The organism is Bradyrhizobium sp. CCBAU 45384 (genome assembly GCF_028128665.1).
GTDB lineage: Bacteria > Pseudomonadota > Alphaproteobacteria > Rhizobiales > Xanthobacteraceae > Bradyrhizobium > Bradyrhizobium manausense.
This window is the reverse complement of record NZ_LBIZ01000116.1, coordinates 93,151-113,201: the sequence shown is the minus strand read 5'-3', so window position 1 is coordinate 113,201 and position 20,051 is coordinate 93,151. Positions and strand designations below refer to the sequence as shown.

At 65.4% G+C, this 20,051-nt stretch carries 14 protein-coding genes and 1 tRNA gene; 10 read left to right on the top strand and 5 right to left on the bottom strand.

Annotation, left to right across the window (positions count from 1 at the left end; translation table 11 throughout):
* Positions 1 to 92: 92 nt before the first annotated feature.
* The gene (locus tag XH80_RS30075) at positions 93 to 3,200 is read right to left on the bottom strand and encodes a DEAD/DEAH box helicase (RefSeq protein WP_271601709.1); all 3,108 of its coding nucleotides are present in this window, start codon (positions 3,198 to 3,200) and stop codon (positions 93 to 95) included.
* Between XH80_RS30075 and XH80_RS30070 the strand changes: the two genes are divergently transcribed.
* Positions 3,199 to 3,381, top strand: a complete 183-nt coding sequence (locus XH80_RS30070) for a hypothetical protein (RefSeq protein ID WP_271601708.1) — start codon at positions 3,199 to 3,201, stop codon at positions 3,379 to 3,381. The two genes, XH80_RS30075 and XH80_RS30070, sit on opposite strands and share 2 nt — an antisense overlap.
* Before the next feature lie 245 nt (positions 3,382 to 3,626).
* Here the strand turns inward: XH80_RS30070 and XH80_RS30065 are convergent, their stop codons facing one another.
* Positions 3,627 to 4,814 (bottom strand): CaiB/BaiF CoA transferase family protein, encoded by a 1,188-nt coding sequence (locus tag XH80_RS30065; RefSeq protein WP_271601707.1) that lies wholly within the window; start codon positions 4,812 to 4,814, stop codon positions 3,627 to 3,629.
* Between the two features lie 169 nt (positions 4,815 to 4,983).
* Here XH80_RS30065 and XH80_RS30060 point away from each other — a divergent pair, with 169 nt between their 5' ends.
* The gene (locus tag XH80_RS30060; protein ID WP_271601706.1) at positions 4,984 to 5,928 is read left to right on the top strand and encodes a VOC family protein; all 945 of its coding nucleotides are present in this window, start codon (positions 4,984 to 4,986) and stop codon (positions 5,926 to 5,928) included.
* Here XH80_RS30060 and XH80_RS30055 read toward each other — a convergent pair.
* On the bottom strand, positions 5,895 to 6,509 hold the full coding sequence (locus XH80_RS30055) for a TetR/AcrR family transcriptional regulator (protein WP_271601705.1): 615 nt from the start codon (positions 6,507 to 6,509) through the stop codon (positions 5,895 to 5,897). The genes XH80_RS30060 and XH80_RS30055 overlap by 34 nt on opposite strands.
* A gap of 55 nt (positions 6,510 to 6,564) precedes the next feature.
* Here XH80_RS30055 and XH80_RS30050 point away from each other — a divergent pair, with 55 nt between their 5' ends.
* The 4 genes from XH80_RS30050 (at position 6,565) to XH80_RS30035 (ending at position 12,719) form a co-directional block, all read left to right on the top strand.
* Complete coding sequence (locus XH80_RS30050; RefSeq protein ID WP_271601704.1) at positions 6,565 to 7,485, top strand: alpha/beta fold hydrolase; 921 nt, start codon at positions 6,565 to 6,567, stop codon at positions 7,483 to 7,485.
* A gap of 390 nt (positions 7,486 to 7,875) precedes the next feature.
* Positions 7,876 to 8,865, top strand: coding sequence for an HlyD family secretion protein (locus XH80_RS30045; protein ID WP_271601703.1), 990 nt, complete (start codon positions 7,876 to 7,878; stop codon positions 8,863 to 8,865).
* Entirely contained in the window at positions 8,852 to 11,590 is a 2,739-nt protein-coding gene (gene rbbA, locus XH80_RS30040; RefSeq protein ID WP_271601702.1) for a ribosome-associated ATPase/putative transporter RbbA, read from the top strand. The genes XH80_RS30045 and rbbA overlap by 14 nt, the downstream gene beginning before the upstream one ends.
* A 1-nt stretch (position 11,591) precedes the next feature.
* Positions 11,592 to 12,719 (top strand): ABC transporter permease, encoded by a 1,128-nt coding sequence (locus XH80_RS30035; protein ID WP_271601701.1) that lies wholly within the window; start codon positions 11,592 to 11,594, stop codon positions 12,717 to 12,719.
* Positions 12,720 to 12,730: 11 nt separating this feature from the next.
* On the opposite strand, the gene XH80_RS30030 is transcribed toward XH80_RS30035, so the two are convergent.
* Positions 12,731 to 12,805 (bottom strand) — tRNA-Gln (locus XH80_RS30030).
* 246 nt (positions 12,806 to 13,051) lie between these two features.
* On the opposite strand from XH80_RS30030, the gene XH80_RS30025 reads away from it, so the two are divergent.
* Positions 13,052 to 14,830: an acyl-CoA dehydrogenase gene (locus XH80_RS30025; protein WP_271601700.1), complete on the top strand. Its 1,779-nt coding sequence runs from the start codon at positions 13,052 to 13,054 to the stop codon at positions 14,828 to 14,830.
* Positions 14,831 to 14,928: 98 nt separating this feature from the next.
* Here XH80_RS30025 and XH80_RS30020 read toward each other — a convergent pair whose 3' ends face one another.
* Entirely contained in the window at positions 14,929 to 16,173 is a 1,245-nt protein-coding gene (locus XH80_RS30020; RefSeq protein WP_271601699.1) for an MFS transporter, read from the bottom strand.
* 269 nt (positions 16,174 to 16,442) lie between these two features.
* Here XH80_RS30020 and XH80_RS30015 point away from each other — a divergent pair, with 269 nt between their 5' ends.
* From XH80_RS30015 to XH80_RS30005, 3 genes are all read left to right on the top strand, one after another.
* Positions 16,443 to 17,204 carry an enoyl-CoA hydratase-related protein gene (locus XH80_RS30015; RefSeq protein ID WP_271601698.1) on the top strand — a complete coding sequence of 254 codons (762 nt, stop codon included), beginning with the start codon at positions 16,443 to 16,445 and terminating at the stop codon, positions 17,202 to 17,204.
* A 103-nt stretch (positions 17,205 to 17,307) separates the two neighbouring features.
* Complete coding sequence (locus XH80_RS30010) at positions 17,308 to 18,966, top strand: bifunctional metallophosphatase/5'-nucleotidase (RefSeq protein WP_271601697.1); 1,659 nt, start codon at positions 17,308 to 17,310, stop codon at positions 18,964 to 18,966.
* Between the two features lie 134 nt (positions 18,967 to 19,100).
* Positions 19,101 to 20,030, top strand: a complete 930-nt coding sequence (locus tag XH80_RS30005; RefSeq protein ID WP_220000646.1) for a histone deacetylase family protein — start codon at positions 19,101 to 19,103, stop codon at positions 20,028 to 20,030.
* Positions 20,031 to 20,051 lie beyond the last annotated feature (21 nt).

The following is a 20,051-nucleotide window of genomic DNA, read 5'->3' as shown; positions in this document are numbered from 1 at the left end:
CCCCATTCCCGGAACGATTTTGGAGAGTCTGGGTGCTTTCCGCATTGGGCTATGTGAATCGGCAAGACATAACGCCGACCTGCGCTGCGCGATCAAGCCTCGTCGAGAAGCTCCAGCAGCTCCTCGACCCGCTCGAATGGGGCATCGCGCATCGGGCAGTGATAGACGACGCGATCGCCGTCGCGTTGCAGCGATTTGCCCTTGGACTTCCGCAGCCGCCCCGGCAGGAACGTCGCGGCCACCGCGCTTTGCCCGACGTCGAGGCGAATGATGCCTCGGCGCTTGCAGTCCAGCCGCAGCCGCGCCGCTGCAAAGAAATCGCGTGCGGCCTGCGGCAACGGTCCGAAGCGGCGCGAGGTTTCCTCTTCGAGATCGTCGAGATCGTCCTCGCTGGCGCAGCGCGCGGCGCGGGCATAAAGCTCGAGCCGCACCGGCGCGGATTGCACGTAGCTCGGGGGCAGCATATCCGCGATCGGCAGGTTGAGATCGGGCACCCACACCACGGACATGCCGTCGTCGACCTTCTCCGAGGCCATCTTCAGGAGGTGGCTGTAGAGCACCGGGCCGAACACCTGGACGTGGCCGGATTGCTGCTCCGAGAACAGGTCGCCCGCGCCGCGCAGATCAAGGTCGCGCTCGCTGATGGCAAAGCCCGCGCCCGGGCGGCTGAACTCCTCCAGCACCGCGAGCCGCTTTTCTGATTGCCCCGAGGCCGACTCGGTCAGGAGATAGGCGAAAGCGCGGATGCCGCCGCGCCCCACACGTCCGCGCAGCTGGTGCAGCTGGGCCAGACCGAAATTTTCCGGCCAGCACACCACGATAGTGTTGGCCCGCGGGATGTCGAGACCGCTCTCGACGATGTTGGTGGCCAGCAGCACGTCGGCCTTGCCCTCGACGAAGGTCATCATGCGCTCGTCGATCTCGTCGGCCGGCAGTTTGCCATGCAGGCAGACGATCTTCAGATCGGGCGCGACCGCCTGCACCCGCGCCAGCATCGGCTCCAGATCCTGGATGCGCGGGCAGATCAAGAAGCTCTGCCCGTGCCGCCGCTGCTCGCGCAGCAACGCCGAGGCGATGGCGGCATCCGACAGCGGCGCGATCTTGGTCGCGACCGGCAAGCGATGCACCGGCGGCGAGGCAATGACGCTGAGGTCCCTGAAACCGGCAAGGCCGGCCGCGAGCGTGCGCGGGATCGGCGTCGCGCTCATCCAGAGCGTATGGGCGTTCCTGGCCAGCCCCGACAACTTTGCCTTCTCGGCAGCGCCGAAATGCTGCTCCTCGTCGATGATGACGAGGCCGAGATCATCGAACTTCACGTCCTTCGACGTCAGCGCCTGCGTGCCGACCACGACCTTGATCCGGCCGCTGCGCAGGCCTTCCCTGGTCTCCCTGACCTCCGCGCCCGAGGTGGCGCGCGACAGGCTGCCGACCTCGATATCAACAGGCGCAAAGCGCTTGCGGAAGGTCGCAACGTGCTGCCGCGCCAGCACGGTGGTCGGCACCGCGATCGCGACCTGCTTGCCCGAGAGCACCACGGCCGCCGCCGCGCGCAGCGCCACCTCGGTCTTGCCGAAGCCGACGTCGCCGCAGATCACGCGGTCCATGGGATGGCCGGAGGCGAGGTCGTCCAGCACGTCGTGGATTGCCTTGGCCTGATCGATGGTGGTGAAATAGGGAAAGCGCGCGACGAATTTTTCGTAAGGCGCCCCCGGCGGCACCAGTTTTGCCGCCTTGCGCCGCTTGCGCTGGCTGATGTGCTTGGCAAGCACCTTGCCGGCGGCCTGGATCTCCTGCTCGGCCGCGCTGCGGCGCGCCCACCATGTGCTGCCATCGGCCTTGTCGAGCGCGAGCTTGCCGCGCTCGGTCGAATACGGCCACATCAGCGCCAGATCGGGCGGCGGCACCAGGACCGCGTTATCGCCGGCGAAGGACAGGCGGACCATCTCGCGCATGGCGCCGCCGCCGGTGTTGACGGTCTGCAGGCCGTCGAGCACGCCGATGCCGCGCTGGAGATGCACGACCACCGTGCCCTGCTCCGGCACGTCGGCATGATCGAACGCCGCGCTCCAGCTTCGCGCCATCGGTTGCGGATGATGCGCGCGGCTGCCGAGCACGTCGGTCGCGGTCAGAACCACGGCAGGCTTTTTGCCCGGCATGACGAAGCCGCCATCGAGATCGGCGAGCAGCGCCACGTCGCGATGGCGCGCGCCCTCGGCCTCCGCCCAATCGGCGAGGCGCTCCGTCTTGACACCGCTCATCCGCTCCATCACGCGCAGATCCTCCTCTTGCGCGGCGACGAAGATGAAGCGCGAGCCGGCGCGCCTCACCTCTTCGACGTAGGCGCGCAGGGCTTTCCTGGCGAACGACAGCTTTGAGAATTCCGGCGTCGGCTGGAACGGAGAGGTGCGCGGCAGCACCTTCATGCCGCGGGTCGCCTGCTTCCAGTCGCTTCGCCCGAGATATTCGCGTTCCCTGTCGGCGCGGCCTGCGGCCTCCTCGATCGTGCTCAGCCAGGCACCGGCATGATCAGGCACGCCGGCATCCGCGGTCCACCTGGCCTTGCCGCAATAGTCGAACAGCGTCGCACGCCTGGCGCGCGCGCCTGACAGGGCTGTTCGTTCCGACATGGGATCGACGAGAAGCTCTTTTGTCTCGAAGATGATGTCGTGCTGTTGCGGGTCGAACGCCACGATCCGCTTGATGGTGCGCCCGGAATGCTCCACCCGGAACGGCCCCAGCGCGCCAGCGGGAAATATCTCGAAGGTCTGGCCGTGAAACAGCGCGCCGCCCGGATAATCCGGCTCGTCGTCGAGATCATAGCCCAGCGCTTCCAGGCGGGCGCGAAGCTCGCTCTCGGAGAAGGGGCCGCCGACCTTCAAGCTGAGGTTCAGACGCAACAGGCTCGCCGGCGGCGGCAGGCGCTCCATCACGGCTTCAGCTGTGGAGATGAGAAAGATCGGCTGTTTGGCTTTCGCCAGGCGCCGCAACACCGAGGCTCTGCGGCCCGCGATCTCGCGCGATGGTTCCAACTGATCGAACGGCAGGGTGTTCAGCCGCGGAAACACCAGCACCTCGCAAGTGGGGTCCAGGGCGTGAATGACGCTGCCAAGCCGCTCGGCCCTGTTCTCGCTCTCGGCGAGGAACACAAGACCGCTGCGGCCAGATTCTTTCCACTGCGCCAGCAGATGCAGCGCCATCATGCCCAGCGGCGACGACGACGAGATCGTGGCGCGCTGCGCGCCCCTGCTCGGCTTCGGCGAAGCCTTGCCTGGCGGGCGCCTGCTTGTCGGGCTGTTTGCGAGCGCGCGCTTTCTGGGCGAAGTCTTGACTGCCGCTTTCTTGATTGCCGCGTTCTTGGCGGGCCGCAATGTCTTGGAATGACGCACGTGAATCCGTTTCTCGTCTTAGGCAGTCGTCTTGGGCAGTCGTCCATGCCAGGCGCCACCGAGCTCATGATGATTCGGTTGCGAATGGTCATGCATATGGGATGGGGCGCACGAACATGCGCCTCTCCTGAAACCTCGTGCGACGCAGAGGTCGCCGGCCAACGCACAATGCGCGAGGATGAGCCGCCAGTCGTCTAGCAGACGCGCCGGCCTATTTCCACTCCTGTGATCAGATCGCGGCTAAATGATGCCGCTCTGCCGCAGCGCTGCGATCGCGGCCTTGTCGTAGCCCAGTTCCGCCAGCACGGAATCAGTGTGCTCGCCGAGCGTCGGCGGGCGCGATGCGATCTGGCCGGGCGTTTCAGACAGTCGGATGGCGGCGCGCGCGACCGGGGCCTGCTTCGGCAAGCCGGGATAGTCGACGTCCTGCAAGAAGCCGGCGGCGCGAATGTGTGGATGATCCAGCGCCTGTTGCGGGCTCAGCACCGGCCCGGTCGGGATCATCGCCTTGCCGAGCGTGTCGACCGCCTCCTGCGTGGTGCGCATCGCGCACCAGCGCGCCATCCGCTCGCTGATGACAGGGCCGTTGTTGCCGCGGCTGATATCGTCGGCAAAGCGCGGATCGTTCAGCCAAAGCTCCTCCTCGCCCATCAGCTTGGCCCAGCGCTTGAACAGCGGATGGCCCGTGACCTGGCACAGCACCCAGCCATCCCTGGTGCGATAGATATCCGCGGGCGCCGCGGTCTGGCCGAGATTGCCTGTGGGCACGCGGTTGACGTTGATGACCGCCTGCTCGATCAGCGTCGCATTGGTGAAGGACAGAGCGGTCGCCAGCAGCGCGCCCTCGACGATCTGCCCGCGCCCGGATTTGCCGCGCTCGATCAGCGCGGCAAGCGTCCCGAAGGCGCAATGCAGCGCCGTGCCGAAATCGACCCAGTTCACCGCGGCGCGATATGGCGGATCGCCCGCGCCGGTCATGTAGACAGAGCCCGACATGACCTGGCCGACGCCATCGAAGCCGACGCGGTCCGACCAGGGACCCGGCCCGCCGAACGCGGTCGCCGTCGTCAGGATGATGTCAGGCTTGATCGCCTTGAGTGAATCATAGTCGAGCTGCATCGCGCGGAGCGTTTGCGGCGGCAGATTGGCGACGACGACATCAGCCGTCGCGATCAGCTTGCGCATCACCTCCTGCCCCTCGCCCGTCATCGGATCGAGCGTGATGCACTTCTTGTTGCGGTTGACCTGGAGGAACAAGGCACCCTCGCCGCCTTCGCCGACCGGCGCCACGAAGCGGTCCTCACTGCCGTCGCGCTTCTCGACCCTGATGACCTCGGCGCCGAACTCGGCCAGCAATGTCGCGCAATAGGGACCCGCGATATAGCGCCCGAAATCGAGGACGCGCACGCCTTCCAGAACTCCCCCCATCGACCTCATTCCTTATCTCTTTCGGCCAGATTACAGGGAATGGGTGCCGCGGCAAGATGGCAGCTCACACCCTGCCTTGCTCGCAAGATGTGATGGGGCAAGCGTTTCGGCTGGCGGAAATTCTGCTCTAGAATGGAGCAGCAGTCCCTCCAGCCGGAAACACACAGCCATGCCGCAGCAATTCGACCGATCCGCAGAAGATCTCGGCAACGCCATTCATCTCGAGCACGTCAACATCACGGTTCCGGATCAGCGCCTCGCCACACTGTTCTACGTCACCGGCCTCGGGCTGACCCGCGATCCCTATCTGATGGTCTCGGACACCAACATGTGGATCAATGCCGGACGCAGCCAGTTTCATCTGCCCAGCGGCAAGGCGCAGGTGCTGCGCGGCCATACCGGGCTCGTCATCGAGGGACGCGAGGCGCTGCTGGCGCGATTGGCCTCGATCAAGGGCAAGCTCGAAGGCACGGCCTTCAGCTACGCCGAGCACAATGATTATGTCGAGGCGACCTGCCCCTGGGGCAATCGCGTTCACGTCCATGAACCCGACGCGGCGCGCTTCGGGCGCATCACGCTCGGCATTCCCTATGTCTCGTTCGATGTGCCGGTGGGGTCGGCGCAGGCGATCTGCGCCTTCTATCCTGAGGTCATGGGCATGCCCGCGGGCTTGCGCAACGGTGACGGCAAGGTCGCCGCGGTGAAGACCGGCCGCGACCAGCATCTCTTGTTCCGCGAGACCGACCGGCCGCAGCCGGGCTATGACGGCCACCATGTGCAGATGTACATCACCGATTTCTCGGGCCCCTATCGCAAGCTGCTGGCGCGCGATTTGATCTCGCGCGAAGACAATCAGTATCAGTACCGCTTCTGCGACATCGTCGATCTCGACAGCGGCAAGCCTCTCTTCACCGTCGAGCACGAGGTGCGCAGCGCGACGCACCCGATGTTCATGCGGCCGCTGGTCAATCGCAATCCCGCCGTCAACAACCGCAACTACGCGCACAGTCACGACCAGACGTCGTGGGCGATGGGACCGGTAGCGAGCACCCGGCGGGAGCGGGAGGGATCGAACCTCCGTCACGCCTCTGCAAGATGGCGCGCGATCAACTGAACTAAGAATTTGAGGAAATCGCGCTGGTCGAGGGCGGCGGGGTCTTCGGCGACACTTGCCAACAAAGCTTCGCCTGACATCGCGGCATGCATGTGGGCCGCGCTCAGGACAGCGATGGCGTATTGCGTGTCGGACATCTGCGGTGCGCGCCGCCTCGCCTTCCGCGCTGCCTGGATCCGCGCTCGATGAACTCGCTCGACCAACGACTTGAGCATGCCTGATCCCTCTGGCCGCCAGCCAGCGAGGCTAAGCCAGAGGGCGAGTCTCGCGGCCCGTTCGTCGGCATAGGCGCGCTGAAAGAGCCGTCCGAGGGCGGCGACGTCAATTTGATCGGGAGCCCAGCTTTCGATGGTCGCTTCAATGTCATCTACCAGGCGGCGACCTATGCGCCGCAGGAGCGCGTCCATCAACGCTTCGCGGGTGCCGAAGTGGTAGTGAATAGCCGCGTCCGTGATGCCCAGATCCGAAGCGATGCGCTGGATGCGCACGCCTTCGGGGCCCTCGTCGTGCAGTCGCCGCTCCGCCGCATCCAGGATCGCGAATTTGGCCGCTTGCGGTGTTCGACGTTGTCGCGTGGCCATTGACAAACCTGCGTTCGCGGGACTTACTTAGGGTACCCTAAGTAAGGGGCTGGTGGTGAACGATTGGCATCCCGAGGCGCTGACGACAATAGCCGATCGGCTCGGTATTGCCTTTACCGACCTCGCGCCGCCGCGCTCAGCGCGTTTCCGCACGCATGGCGGCCCCACTATCCACGTCCTCGATTGGGGCGGCCAAGGACCTCCGGCAGTGCTGCTCCACGGCGGCGCGCTGACCGCCCGCACCTGGGATTATGTCGCCATTGCACTGCGGTCTGATTTCCGGCTCATAGCACTCGACATGCGCGGCCACGGCGCCAGCGATTGGGCTGACGACTATTCTATCGAAAGTTGTGCGGCGGATCTCCTCGCAGTTATCGACGGGCTCGGAATCGAACGCGCGCGCATCGTTGGCATGTCGTTGGGAGGAATGGTGGCCTGCGAGTTCGCGCTGCGCCACCGGGACCGCACCGAAAGTCTCGTGATGGTCGATGTGACCTCACGGCCGGTGTTTGCCGCGACGGCGCGGATGCGCACCTTCATGACGGACTTTCCTGGCGCAGCGACAGTGGACGAAGTGGTCGAGATGGCGCTTGCCGTTAGTCCCAGGAGCGATCCAGAGCGCCTTTATTATCGAATGCGCACCCTGCTGAAGCGCGACGACGATGGGCGCCTCGTATGGAAGAGCGACCGCCGTCGTCCGGCGGATTATCCCATGATCCTCAGGCATCTCGCCGGCTTCGAGGCTCGCATCCCCGACATGGCCGCGCCGTTCCTGCTGGCCAGGGGTGGTGAAAGCCTCATCGTCTCGAAGGATGCCGCTCAGGACTTCACCGCGCGCTTTCCCGACGGGCGGTGGATCAACATCGAGGGCGCGGGCCACAACGTTCAGGAAGATAATCCGCGCGATCTGGCCGACGCGCTGAGAGCCTTCTGGGGCGGACGTCTGCGGAGCATGATGCAGAAAGGCATTCGATGAAGACTTGCCAGGCCTTTGCCGCTTACGATCGCGACGCGACTACGCAACATGGCTGGGCCCGGCAGGTGTGAACTGGCATTCGCCGGGCACAAAGCCCGAGATTTCGGGCGATCATCGAAGAAACGTCGCACTGCCGTAGGACAGCCTGCAAATTCCTAGGTTCAATCGTTAGCGGGGAAGCGAGGCGAGCCCCGAATCTGTTTGCTCGAGTACCGAATATGCACAATCGCACCGCTTCGATTTCTTGTCTGTCCGATTTGCTCGCCAATACCTATTCCAGGACGCGGCGGCGCCAGCCAAGAATTGCCCTGCTTGAGCTAACTCAATTTGTGCCGACGAGCTTGGGCTATTCAAAGCACTCGATCGGACTATTGAGGTATGGTGCCCAACATGCGTGGCCCCGCGATGTTTGCTATCGCCGCCCTGCTTACGCTCGCTGCAGGCGGATATATCTACTGGACGCAAGTGATGGCGGTGCAGACCCCTGCCGGGCTTGCGACCGCCAACGGCCGCATCGAAGTGACCCGCGTCGACATCGCCTCCAAATTGCCCGGGCGGGTGGCGCAAGTCCGCGTCAAGGAAGGTGATGCGGTCCAGAAGGGCGAGCTGATCGCCGCGCTCGATACCACGGAGCTGCGCGCACAACTTGCCGGCGCCAAGGCCGCGGTTCAGCGCGCCGCAGCCTCCACCACCCATGCCGAGGCCGACATCAACATCCGCAAGGCGGAGTACGACCTCGCCGAGATCGAGACGCAGCGCGCGACGCGTCTGGAGCAGACGTCCGCCGGAACCAGGGCCGATCTCGAACGGCGCCGCGCACAGAGCCTCGTCGCCGCCGCACAAATCGAGGGTGCGCGCGCGGCGATGGTCGAAGCCAATGCGGCCAGGGAGGCCGCCGACGCCCAGGTCGCGCAGATCGAGGCGACGCTCAGCGATTCCGAATTGCACACGCCGGTGTCGGGTCGTGTCGAGTACAAGCTGGTGCAGGCCGGCGAAGTGGTCGCTGCAGGCGGTCGTGTGGTCACGATCCTCGATCTCTCCGACGTCTACATGACGGTCTTCCTGCCGACCGGCGACAGCGGCCGGATCGCACTCGGCTCGCAGGCGCGTATCGTGCTCGACTCGGTTCCGAACGCCGTGTTCCCCGCCACCGTCTCCTTCGTCGCTGCCGAGGCGCAGTTCACGCCGAAGACGGTTGAGACGCAGAACGAGCGGCAGAAGCTGATGTACCGCGTCAAGCTCGCCATCGACCCGAAGCTGCTCGACACCTACCGGGACTATGTCAAAGCCGGCCTCAGCGGTAACGCCTATGTCCAGGTGATTCCGAACGCGACCTGGCCCGCCTGGCTTGCCATCCGGCTGCCCAATGTCGCCGGCTGAGCCTTTCGCAGTTGAGGTCAGTGAGGTTGCCCACCGCTACGGCAAGGTAACGGCGCTGGCCGACATCGGCCTGTCCGTCCGCGCCGGCAACGCCACGGCGCTGGTCGGGCCTGACGGCGTCGGCAAATCGACCCTGCTCGCGCTGATCGCCGGCGTACGCCGCTTGCAGGCCGGCAGCATCCGGACACTTGGCGGCGACATCGCCTCGCACGCGCACCGCGACGACATCATGGCGCGCATCGCCTACATGCCGCAGGGCCTCGGGCGCAATCTCTATCCGAGCCTGTCGGTCGCCGAGAACATCGATTATTTCGGCCGCCTGTTCGGCCAGTCAGGGGCCGAGCGCGCGGCACGCATCAAGCAATTGTTGAGAGCGACCGGCCTTGCTCCGTTTTTCGACCGGCCGGCCGGCAATCTCTCGGGCGGCATGAAGCAGAAATTGTCGCTGTGCTGCACGTTGATCCACGATCCCGACCTGCTCATCCTCGACGAACCGACCACCGGCGTCGACCCCTTGTCGCGGCGGCAGTTCTGGCGGCTGATCGACGACATTCGCGCGCAGCGTCCGCAGCTCACGGTGTTGGTCTCCACCGCCTATATGGAAGAAGCCGAGCGCTTCGACCACGTCGTCGCCATCGACGCCGGCCGCGTGCTGGCACGGGGCGCTCCGGCCGAGCTCCTCAAGCAGACCGGAACCCAGCACTTCGAGCAGGCCTATATCGCGCTGCACGGCGGCAGCGTCGCACCCGAGATGGTGCCCATCGCGCCTTTGCCGCCGAGCGCCGACGGCAAGCCGGCCATCGTGGCCGAGGGGCTGACGCGCCGCTTCGGCGATTTCGTCGCCGTCGATCATGTCAGCTTCAGCATCCGGCGTGGCGAGATCTTCGGGTTCCTCGGCTCCAATGGCTGCGGCAAGACCACGACGATGAAGATGCTCACCGGCCTGTTGGACATCAACGAGGGACGCGCCGAACTGCTCGGACGTCCCGTCGAGGCGGGCGACCTCTCCACGCGCCTGCGCGTCGGCTACATGTCGCAGGGCTTCTCGCTCTACGAGGAGCTGACGGTCCGCGAAAATCTCGCGCTGGATGCGCGCCTCTATCGTATCGCGGAAGCGGAGGTGAAGCAGGTTGTCGACCGGGCCCTGGAACATTTCGGCCTGGTCGAGGCGGCGAACAGCAAGCCGCCGAGCCTGCCGCTCGGCATGCGGCAGCGGCTGCAGCTTGCAGCCGCATGCCTGCACCGCCCCGAGGTGATGATCCTGGACGAGCCGACCTCCGGGGTCGATCCCGCCGCGCGCGACATGTTCTGGCGCTTGCTCGGCGAATTGTCCCGGCGCGACGGCGTGACCATCTTCGTGTCGACGCACTTCATGAACGAGGCCGAGCGCTGCGACCGCATCTCCCTCATGCACGCCGGCAAGGTGCTTGCCGTCGGCACGCCGTCAGAGCTGCGGCAGGCCAAGGACACCGCCAGCCTGGAGGACGCGTTTATCGCCCATCTCGAAGAGGCCGATCCCGAGGGCACGGTCGAGGAAGTCCCGCGCGCCGTCTGGACGAATTCGGCGGCAGCCCGTCCGCTGCCGACGGCCAGCCTGCTTGCATCGCTGCGCCGCATGTGGGCATTCAGCTACCGGGAGATGCGCGAACTGCTGCGCGACTGGGTGCGGCTGGGCTTTGCGCTGCTCGGTCCGCTGCTGCTGCTTCTGACCTTTGGATACGGCATCACCTTCGACGTGGAGAACCTGTCTTTCGCCGTGCTCGATCGCGACCATAGCGCCGACAGCCGGCAACTGGTCGAGAGCTTCGCCGCCTCGCGCTATTTCAGGCAGATGACGCCACTGCGCAGCGAGACGGAGGTCGATCGCCGTCTGCGCGCTGGCGACCTGCGCCTGGTGATCGACATCCCGCCCGGCTACGGCCGCGATCTCGTCGCCGGCCGCCAGCCCGAGGTCGGCTTCTTCCTCGACGGTGCCACGCCCTTCCACGCCGAAACGACACGCAACTACGTGGACGGCATCGTGCTCTCCTATGTCGAAGACCTCGCGCGCCGCACCCGCGGTGCGGTGCCGGACCTTGTGGCGGCATCGCTCGAGCCGCGCTTTCGCTACAACCAGGATTTCCGCAGCGTGTTCGCGCTCACGCCCGGACTGGTCATGATCTTCATGGTGCTGTTCCCATCGATGCTCGCCGCCCTCGGCGTGGTGCGCGAGCGCGAGCTCGGATCGATCACCAATCTCTACGCCTCGCCGGCGACGGTCGCGGAGTTCCTGCTCGGCAAGCAGCTGCCCTACATTCTGTTCAGCTGCGCCAGCTTCGTCAGCCTGCTGGTGCTGGCGAGTCTTGCCTTCGGCGTGATCGTCAAGGGCTCGGTTGCCGCGCTCGCGCTGGGCGGCCTGCTCTATGTCTTCGCCTCCACTGCCTTCGGCATTCTGGTGTCCGTCTTCGTGCGCAGCCAGGTCGCCGCGATCATCGTCACCGCCATCGTCAGCACCGTCCCGGCGATCAACTTCTCCGGCTACCTCTACCCGGCCGCCGCCCTGCAGGGCAGCGGTCGCTTCATCGGCATGAGCTTTCCCTCGCTCTGGTTCCAGAACATTTCGCTGGGCACCATCACCAAGGCGCGCGGCTTCGTCGAACTCTATCCGAATCATCTCATCCTGCTCGCCTTCGGACTTGCCTATCTCGTGGCGGCGAGCCTCTTGTTGCGCAAGCAGGACGGCTGACATGACGCGGTGGCTCTCCAACGTGTTCCGCCTCGGCATCAAGGAGCTCGCGAGTCTCGCAAGCGACGTGGTGCTGGCCTTCTTCGTGGTCTATTCCTTCTCGTTCAGCGTCTATAGCGAGTCGACGGGGATCACGACCGACGTCAACAACGCGCCGGTCGCCATCGTCGATTCCGATCGTTCGGTGCTGTCCACCCGCATCGCCGACGCGCTGCTGCAGCCCTATTTCCGCCGGCCCGTCCCGGTCGACCGCTCTGCCGTCGACCGCCTCATGGATGAAGGTCAGTACGCCTTCGTGCTCGACATCCCGCCGCGGTTCCAGGCCGATGTGCTGAACCGGCGCGATCCGGCGGTGCAGCTCAACATCGACGCCACGGCCATGACGCAGGCGGCAGTCGGCGCCGGCTACGTGTCCTCGATCCTGCAGCAGGAAACAACGAACTATCTGCATTCCCGCGGCATCGCGCGCGAATTGCCGGTGCGCAGCGTCGAACGCGCCTTCTTCAATCCGAACCTGGAAGGCTTCTGGCACATGGCGATCAATGCGCTGGTGGAGAACCTGACCATGCTGACCATCCTGCTGGTCGGCGCAGCGGTCATTCGCGAGCGCGAGCGCGGCACCATCGAACATCTCCTGGTCATGCCGGTCCGCGCGCATGAGATCGCCGCCGGAAAGATCTGGGCCAATGCGCTGGTGGTGGCGTTCTTCGGCACGTTGTCGCTGCTCATCGTGATCAAGGGCGTATTGCACGTGCCGATCGCGGGCTCGATCCCGCTGTTCGTTGCCGGCATGGTGCTCTATCTTTTCGCCATCGCCTCGCTCGGCATCCTGCTTGCGACCATTGCCAACACCATGCCGCAGTTCGCGCTGCTCGCGATCCCGGTATTCCTCATCCTCAACATGCTGTCGGGCGGTGCCTCCCCGCTCGAAGCCATGCCGCAGCCGCTCCAGGTCGCGATTCAGGTTTCGCCGGCCGTGCATTTCGTGCAATTCACGCAGTCGGTGTTGTGTCGGGGCGCCGGCATCGACCAGGTCTGGCCGCATCTCGCCGCGATTGTCGCGCTTGGCGCAATCTTCCTGGCGGCCGCACTTGCCCGTTTCCGCCGGATGCTGGCACGGGTGCAGTAGTGCTCGGGAGCTGGCTGGGGCGGGAGGGATCGAACCTCCGAATGGCGGAATCAAAATCCGCTGCCTTACCGCTTGGCTACGCCCCATCAGGTGACCACGGGAACGGCGGGCGAGCTGGCACCCGCAGATTCCCTTCGGTCGCAGCCGGTCTATAGGGTGCGGCGCGGCATTTCAACCGCCTGGAGGGGCAAAATACCACCGCCCGGGGCGGGGGCGCGCCACACCTTAATATAGGCGGGGGCGAAGGCCCGATGCGGTCCCGTATCGCACCCATTGAGGCCTCAGCCATTTCATGGGAATACGGCGGCAAACCTGTCCACGGGGAGTTTGCCATGACCTACCGCGCGCCGATTTCTGACATGCTGCTGTCGCTCAACCATGGCGCCGGCCTCAAGGCCGCCGTGGAGGCCGGCCATTACGGCGATTTCGACGCCGACATTGCCGCTGCCGTGCTGGAAGAGGCCGGCAAATTCGCAACCGACGTGCTGGCGCCGCTGAACAAGGTCGGCGACGAGCATGGCATCAAGCTCGATGCCGGCAAGGTGACGACGGCGCCGGGCTGGCCGGACGCCTACAAGCGCTGGATCGACGGCGGCTGGAACGCGGTCTCGGGCTCCGAGGACTTTGGTGGCCAGGGCCTGCCGCTGGCGATCAACGCCGCCTGCACCGAGATCTGGAGCGCGTCGAATATTGCCTTCGGCCTCTGCCCGCTGCTGACGGCCTCGGCGATCGAGGCGCTGGAGGCGCATGGCAGCGAGGAGCTGAAGAAAATCTATCTGGAGAAGCTCGTCACCGGCGAATGGACCGGCACGATGCAGCTGACCGAGGCGCAGGCGGGCTCCGACGTCGGTGCGCTGCGCACCCGTGCCGAAAAGCAGGCCGACGGCACCTATCGCATCAAGGGGACGAAGATCTTCATCACCTATGGCGAGCACGACATGACCGACAACATCGTGCATTTCGTGCTGGCGCGCCTGCCCGATGCCCCCGCGGGCACCAAGGGCATCTCGCTGTTCCTGGTGCCGAAATTCATGGTCAATGAAGACGGCTCGCTCGGCGCACGCAATGACATCTTTGCCTCGGGCGTCGAGCACAAGCTCGGCATGCACGCCTCCCCCACCTGCACCATGACCATGGGCGACCATGGCGGCGCCATCGGATTTTTGATCGGCGAAGAGAACCAGGGCATGCGCTGCATGTTCACGATGATGAACCAGGCCCGTCTCGGCGTCGGCCTGGAAGGCGTCGGCATCGCCGATCGCGCCTATCAGCAGGCGCTCGCCTATGCGCAGGAGCGCAAGCAGGGCCGCGCCGTCGGCAAGAAGGGCGACGGATCGGATGCGATCTTCGTGCACCCCGACGTCAAGCGCATGCTGATGCGGATGCGGGCGCAGACCGCGGCCGCGCGCACGATCTGCTATGCGACAGCGGTCGCGCTCGACGTCTCCATGCGCGCCAGGGATCCGAAGGTCCGCGCCGATGCGGCCGCACGCGCGGCGCTGCTGACGCCGATGGCAAAGGGTTATTCCACCGATATCGGCAACGAGGTTGCCTATCTCGGCGTGCAGATCCATGGCGGCATGGGCTTCATCGAGGAGACCGGCGCCGCGCAGCATTATCGCGATGCCCGCATCACCACGATCTATGAAGGCACCAACGGCATCCAGGCGATCGACCTCGTGACGCGCAAGCTTGCCGCCAATGGCGGCGCGGCGGTGTGGGCGCTGATCGACGAGCTCTCTGCCACGGTCAAACAGGTCGAGGCCTCCAACGATCCCGCCTTCGGCACCACCGGCGTAAAGCTGCGCGAGGCGCTGGAGGCCTTGAGGCGCAGCAGCAAGTGGCTGCTCGAACGCGTCACGTCGGCGCCGAACGAGGCGCTCGCCGGCGCGACGCCCTATCTGCAGCAGTTCGGCTCAACGCTCGGCGGCTGCCTGCTCGCCTCCGAGGCGCTCGCGGCGAAGGCCGACGGCAACACCGAGGCGGCGCGCTACGTCTCGCTCGCGCGTTTCTTCGCCGAGAACATCACCGTGCAGGCGGGCGCGCTCGAGCGCACCGTGACGGAGAGCGCGGACTCGGTCGCGGCGGCGGATGCGGTGCTGTTGGGGTAAGCTGCTTGCCGCGAGCGTCGGTGCGTAGGGTGGGTTAGCCGTAGGCGTAACCCACCGCTTGTGCCGCCGCGTGAACAGAAGAGGTGGATTACGCTTCGCTAATCCACCCTACGGGCAGCGACCTCCGCCCTCTTTCCCGGCCGCCACAGCACGATGCCGGCCGCGATCACGTCGAGCGCCACGCACATCGCAAACGCAATGGTGTAGTCGCCGCTCGCGCTGCGCACGAGGCCGACGATGCCGGGACCGAAGGCGCTGACGATGCCGCTGATCGACGTACCCAGCCCCATCGCGGCCGCGAACGCCGCACTGCCGATCTCGCGCTGGATGATCAAGGGCGGAAAGGTGATCATGTTGCCGATCGAGAAGCCGTAGACGGCGCAGCACAACAGCAGCACGATCGGGCTCTGGCTGTGCAGGAGCACGAGCAAGGCCGCCGCCTGGCTCATCATCGACGCCGCGCAGGCAAGCCGCGGATCGAGCCGGTCGACGAACAGGCCGAGCGTGAGTCGCCCGATCACCGCCATCGCGGCCATGATGGTGACCGCGAGGCCCGCACTGGCGCGGCCGATCAATGGTTCGAGAAACGTCACCTGGTGAATGATGAATCCCATCTGCGCCAGCAGCGCGATCGCGATCGGCAGCACCATGGTCCAGAATGATGCAACGGCGAGCAGCGCCCGGCGCGAATGGCGCGCGGCGTTGCCGCCGCTGGAAACTGGTCCCGCTGCATGCAGCGACGCGGCGGCCGGCCAGCCGGTGAAGACGACGACCACCGGCAAGACCAGCGCCACCATCACGATGGTCGCCGCCAGCATGGCCCAACGGAAGCCGATGCTGGTGCTCAGCGCCAACAGAACGGGAACGAGGATGATGCCGCCGCAGGTGGCGCCGTTGAAGGCGAGGCTGAGCGCGAGCCCGCGCCGTCGCTCGAACCAGGCGTTCAGCACGGTGGCGATCACCACCGAGCCCATTCCGGTCCAGCCGATCGACATCAGGGCATAGGCTAGATAGAGCTGCCAGGGCAATTGCATCAATCCCAGCAGCGCGGTCGATGCGCCAAGCGCCGCAAGCCCGCACAGGATCAGCGCGCGCAACCCGATGCGGACGAGCAGATCATCGGTAAAGATCACGAGGACGGCGCTCAGCAGGAACGAGAAGGTGCTGGCCGAGGATACCAGCGTGCCCGGCCAGCCATGGGCGCGCTGGAGCTCGGCGAGATAGACGCCCTGGCCGTAGAGGCCAAAGCCGAACATGAAGAAGGCCATCAGGAAACAGGCCAGCACCACGCGCCAGCCGCGGTAGCGCAGCGAGGACTCGTCAACCTCCGTTGCGGCGATCATCGTCAAATATCGGTCTGATGGAACGAACGGCTGATCGTGACGCACAACCACCGGTTTTTCAAATGAAAGATGTAGCCGATTGTTGCAATGCGCAAATCGCGCTGCTGGGTCGTTCCCCCGACGCCATCGGGCGGGTGTCATGCAACCATTTTAACGGCATCACTGCCGAATTGATTGAGCCACAGGATTGGCACGCCTGCGGGATCATGTAGGCTGAGCTGTGCAAGACTCGCCAGCGGCAGGCGCCGCGGCGAGCGCAGGGAGTGCTCATGCCGAACGGCAATATCATCGTCACGGACGACCGCGGCACACGCGTCATCACCCTGCGCCGTCCCGGCAAGAAGAACGCGATCACGCAGCACATGTATCGCGAGATGAGCCGGGCGATCGACACCGCACAGAATAATCCCGATATCCGCTGCATGATCATCACCGGCGGCTCCGGCGTGTTCACCGCCGGCGACGATATCGACGACTTCATGCATGCCGACGCGGCCCGTCCGGAGACGTTGTCGGACGGCGCCAAATTCCTCTACTCGCTGGCGCTCAACGTCAAGCCGATCATCGCAGCCGTGGACGGTGCCTCGATCGGCATAGGCACCGTGATGCTGTTTCACTGCGACTATGTGCTCGCCTCGAACGCCGCGACCTTCTCGGCGCCCTACATCAATCTCGGGCTCGTTCCGGTCGGTGCCGCCAGCCTCCTGATGCCCAGCACCATGGGTTACCAGCGCGCCTTCGCCATGCTGGTGATGGGCCGCAGCTTCACGGCCGCCGAGGCCCATGCCGCCGGCTTCGTCAACACCGTGGTGTCGCCGGGACATACCGAGGTCGAAGCCCGCAAGGTGGCGCGCGACATCTGCCGGCTTCCGGCCGATGCGGTCGCAATCTCGCGCAAGCTGCTGCGCGCCCCGCCGGAAGAACTGACCCGCCGCATCGACCAGGAGGCCCATCTGTTCGGCGAGCGGTTGAAGTCCAACGATGCGATTGCCGCGTTCAATGCGTTCGCGAACAGGAAGAAGAGGAAGTAGGACTGTCTGCCGCCCGATGGATTCCGGGCTCGCGCTCCGCGCGCCCCGGGATGACAGCGAGAACTTTCGTGAAATCTTGGCGCCGAGCGATTAATCTTGTTCCATGCGATACCAATCCATCCTTGCCACGCTTTCGCTCGCGCTTCTCCCCCTCTCCGCCGCGGCGCAGACCGCAGCGCCGGTCGAGCTGCGGATTCTCGCGATCAACGATTTCCACGGCAACCTCCGTTCGCCGCCGGGCGGCATCCGCATCAATGACCCCGAAGACAAGACCAGGAAGGTGATGGTGGCCGCCGGCGGTGCCGAATACATGGCGACGCTGGTGAAGCAGCTGAGCGAGGGGCACAAGAACACCATCTTCGTCGCCGCCGGCGATCTGATCGGGGCGAGCCCGTTCCTGTCGGCGATGTTTCACGACGAGCCCTCGGTCGAATCGCTTTCGATGATGGGGCTTGCGATCACCTCGGTCGGCAACCACGAATTCGACGAAGGCAAGACCGAGCTGCTCAGGATGCAGAATGGCGGCTGCCATCCCGAAGACGGCTGCCAGGGGCCGCATGCTTTCACCGGCGCCAAATTCCACTATCTCGCGGCGTCCACGGTAGAGACCGCGACCGGCAAGAGCGTGCTGCCGCCTTACGAGATCCGCGAGTTCGATGGGATTCCGGTCGCCTTCATCGGGCTGACCCTGAAGGAGACCGCCGGCATCGTCTCGCCCAAGGGCATTGCGGGACTGGAATTTCGCGATGAGGCCGAGACGGTGAACGCACTGGTGCCGCAGCTGAAGGCGAAGGGGGTCGAGGCGATCGTGGTGCTGATCCACCAGGGCGGTGAGCCCGCAGGCGACTACAACGAATGCCCTGGCATTACCGGGCCCATCGTCGACATCGTCAAGAAGTTCGACCCGGCCGTCGACGTCATCGTCAGCGGCCACACGCACCGCGCCTATGTCTGCGATATCGATGGGCGGCTCGTCACCAGCGGCGACAAATACGGCACGCTGGTGACCGCGATCGACCTCAAGCTCGATCCTGCAACCCGCGACATCGTCGGCGCCAAAGCCGAGAACGTCATCGTCGCCAACGCCTCGCTGGCCAGGGATCCGGAGCAAACCGCGCTGATCGACGCCTATGACAAGCTCTCGGCGCCGATCGCCAACCGGCCGGCCGGATCGGTGACGCAGACGCTGTCGCGCGTTCCGAACGAAGCCGGTGAAAGCGCACTCGGTGACGTCATCGCCGATGCCCAGCTCGCCGCGACGAAGGATGCCAAGGACGGCAGCGCTGTCATCGCGCTGACCAATCCCGGCGGCATCCGCACGGATCTCGTCCCCAAGGACAACGGCGCGGTGTCCTATGGCGACCTGTTCGCAAGCCAGCCGTTCCGCAACCGCCTCGTCACCATGACGCTCACGGGCAGTCAGCTCAAGGATATGCTGGAGCAGCAATGGCTCGATCCGAAGCGGCCGCGAATCCTCCAGGTCTCGATCGGGTTCAGCTACAGCTGGGACGCGTCAAAGCCATTCGGCGAGCGCATCATGGCCGACAAGATGACGCTCAACGGCAAGCCGATCGAGCCGGCCAGCTTCTATCGCGTGACCCTTAACGACTATCTGGCGGTCGGCGGCGACGGTTTTACCGTCGCCAAGCAGGGCACCTCGCCGCAATATGGCGGCTACGATTCCGACGCGCTGTTTGCCTTCTTTAAGGCGCATGGTCCGATCGGCCCGTTGCCGGCCACCCGCATCCTGCGCGTCAATTGATCTGGATCAAAGGGGGCGGAACGGGTCGGGCCTTTGCCATTCGCTACGGAACGCCTAGATTGGGTTTTGCATTGCGTTTTGGCGCCGGATGCGTCAAGCGACGTCGAGAGTTCGTTCCCCGTGAGGCCGACCTGATGAGCACGCTTCTTCTTTCCCACAAGGCCTGCCTCGACCATGTCACGCCACCGGGACACCCCGAGCGCCCGGATCGCCTGCGTGCGGTGGAGGAAGCGCTGTCGGTCGAGCGCTTCCAGTTCCTGGCGCGCGATCAGGCGCCGGAGGGCGATCTCGATCTCGTCACGCTCTGCCACAACGAGCACTACGTCACCGAGCTGCGCCACGTCGCGCCGACCAGCGGCCAGATCTATCTCGACGGCGACACCTCGATGTCCCCGGGTACCTGGGAAGCGGTGATGCGCGGCGTCGGCGGCGCAGTGGCGGCGACCGAGGCTGTGATGAACGGCGAGCACCGCAACGCCTTCGTCGCGGTGCGCCCGCCCGGCCACCACGCCGAGATCGGCAAGCCGATGGGCTTCTGCTTCTTCGACAATGTCGCCATCGCCGCGCGCCATGCGCAGCGCAAATACGGCATCAAGCGCGCCGCCATCGTCGATTTCGACGTGCATCACGGCAACGGCACCCAGGACATCTTCTGGTCGGATCCATCAGTGATGTACTGCTCGACCCACCAGATGCCGCTGTTTCCGGGCACCGGCGCCAAGGGCGAGCGCGGCGATCACGACACCATCGTCAACGCGCCGCTCGCCTCGGAAGACGGCGGCCCCGAATTCCGCAGCGCGTTCGAGAATCTGATCCTGCCGCGGCTGGAGAAATTCAGCCCCGAGCTCCTCATCATCTCCGCGGGCTTCGATGCGCACTACCGCGATCCGCTGGCCTCGCTGAACTTGCGCGCGGAGGATTATGCCTGGGTGACGCGCAAGCTGATGGACCTCGCCGACAAGTCCGCCGGGGGACGCGTTGTCTCTGTGCTTGAAGGCGGCTACGACCTGCAAGGACTGAAAGAATCTGTTACGGCGCATGTCGGCGCCCTGATGGGCGCTTGAGATACCCGCCACATTAAGCCC

What these genes read in the sequence shown, in the direction of transcription:
- XH80_RS30070 (WP_271601708.1), top strand. Translation starts at nt 3,199, where the DNA reads ATGCCCAGCGGCGACGACGACGAGATCGTGGCGCGCTGCGCGCCCCTG.
- XH80_RS30075 (WP_271601709.1), bottom strand. Translation starts at nt 3,200, where the DNA reads ATGATGGCGCTGCATCTGCTGGCGCAGTGGAAAGAATCTGGCCGCAGC.
- XH80_RS30065 (WP_271601707.1), bottom strand. Translation starts at nt 4,814, where the DNA reads ATGGGGGGAGTTCTGGAAGGCGTGCGCGTCCTCGATTTCGGGCGCTAT.
- XH80_RS30060 (WP_271601706.1), top strand. Translation starts at nt 4,984, where the DNA reads ATGCCGCAGCAATTCGACCGATCCGCAGAAGATCTCGGCAACGCCATT.
- XH80_RS30055 (WP_271601705.1), bottom strand. Translation starts at nt 6,509, where the DNA reads ATGGCCACGCGACAACGTCGAACACCGCAAGCGGCCAAATTCGCGATC.
- XH80_RS30045 (WP_271601703.1), top strand. Translation starts at nt 7,876, where the DNA reads ATGCGTGGCCCCGCGATGTTTGCTATCGCCGCCCTGCTTACGCTCGCT.
- rbbA (WP_271601702.1), top strand. Translation starts at nt 8,852, where the DNA reads ATGTCGCCGGCTGAGCCTTTCGCAGTTGAGGTCAGTGAGGTTGCCCAC.
- XH80_RS30035 (WP_271601701.1), top strand. Translation starts at nt 11,592, where the DNA reads ATGACGCGGTGGCTCTCCAACGTGTTCCGCCTCGGCATCAAGGAGCTC.
- XH80_RS30025 (WP_271601700.1), top strand. Translation starts at nt 13,052, where the DNA reads ATGACCTACCGCGCGCCGATTTCTGACATGCTGCTGTCGCTCAACCAT.
- XH80_RS30020 (WP_271601699.1), bottom strand. Translation starts at nt 16,173, where the DNA reads ATGATCGCCGCAACGGAGGTTGACGAGTCCTCGCTGCGCTACCGCGGC.
- XH80_RS30015 (WP_271601698.1), top strand. Translation starts at nt 16,443, where the DNA reads ATGCCGAACGGCAATATCATCGTCACGGACGACCGCGGCACACGCGTC.
- XH80_RS30010 (WP_271601697.1), top strand. Translation starts at nt 17,308, where the DNA reads ATGCGATACCAATCCATCCTTGCCACGCTTTCGCTCGCGCTTCTCCCC.
- XH80_RS30005 (WP_220000646.1), top strand. Translation starts at nt 19,101, where the DNA reads ATGAGCACGCTTCTTCTTTCCCACAAGGCCTGCCTCGACCATGTCACG.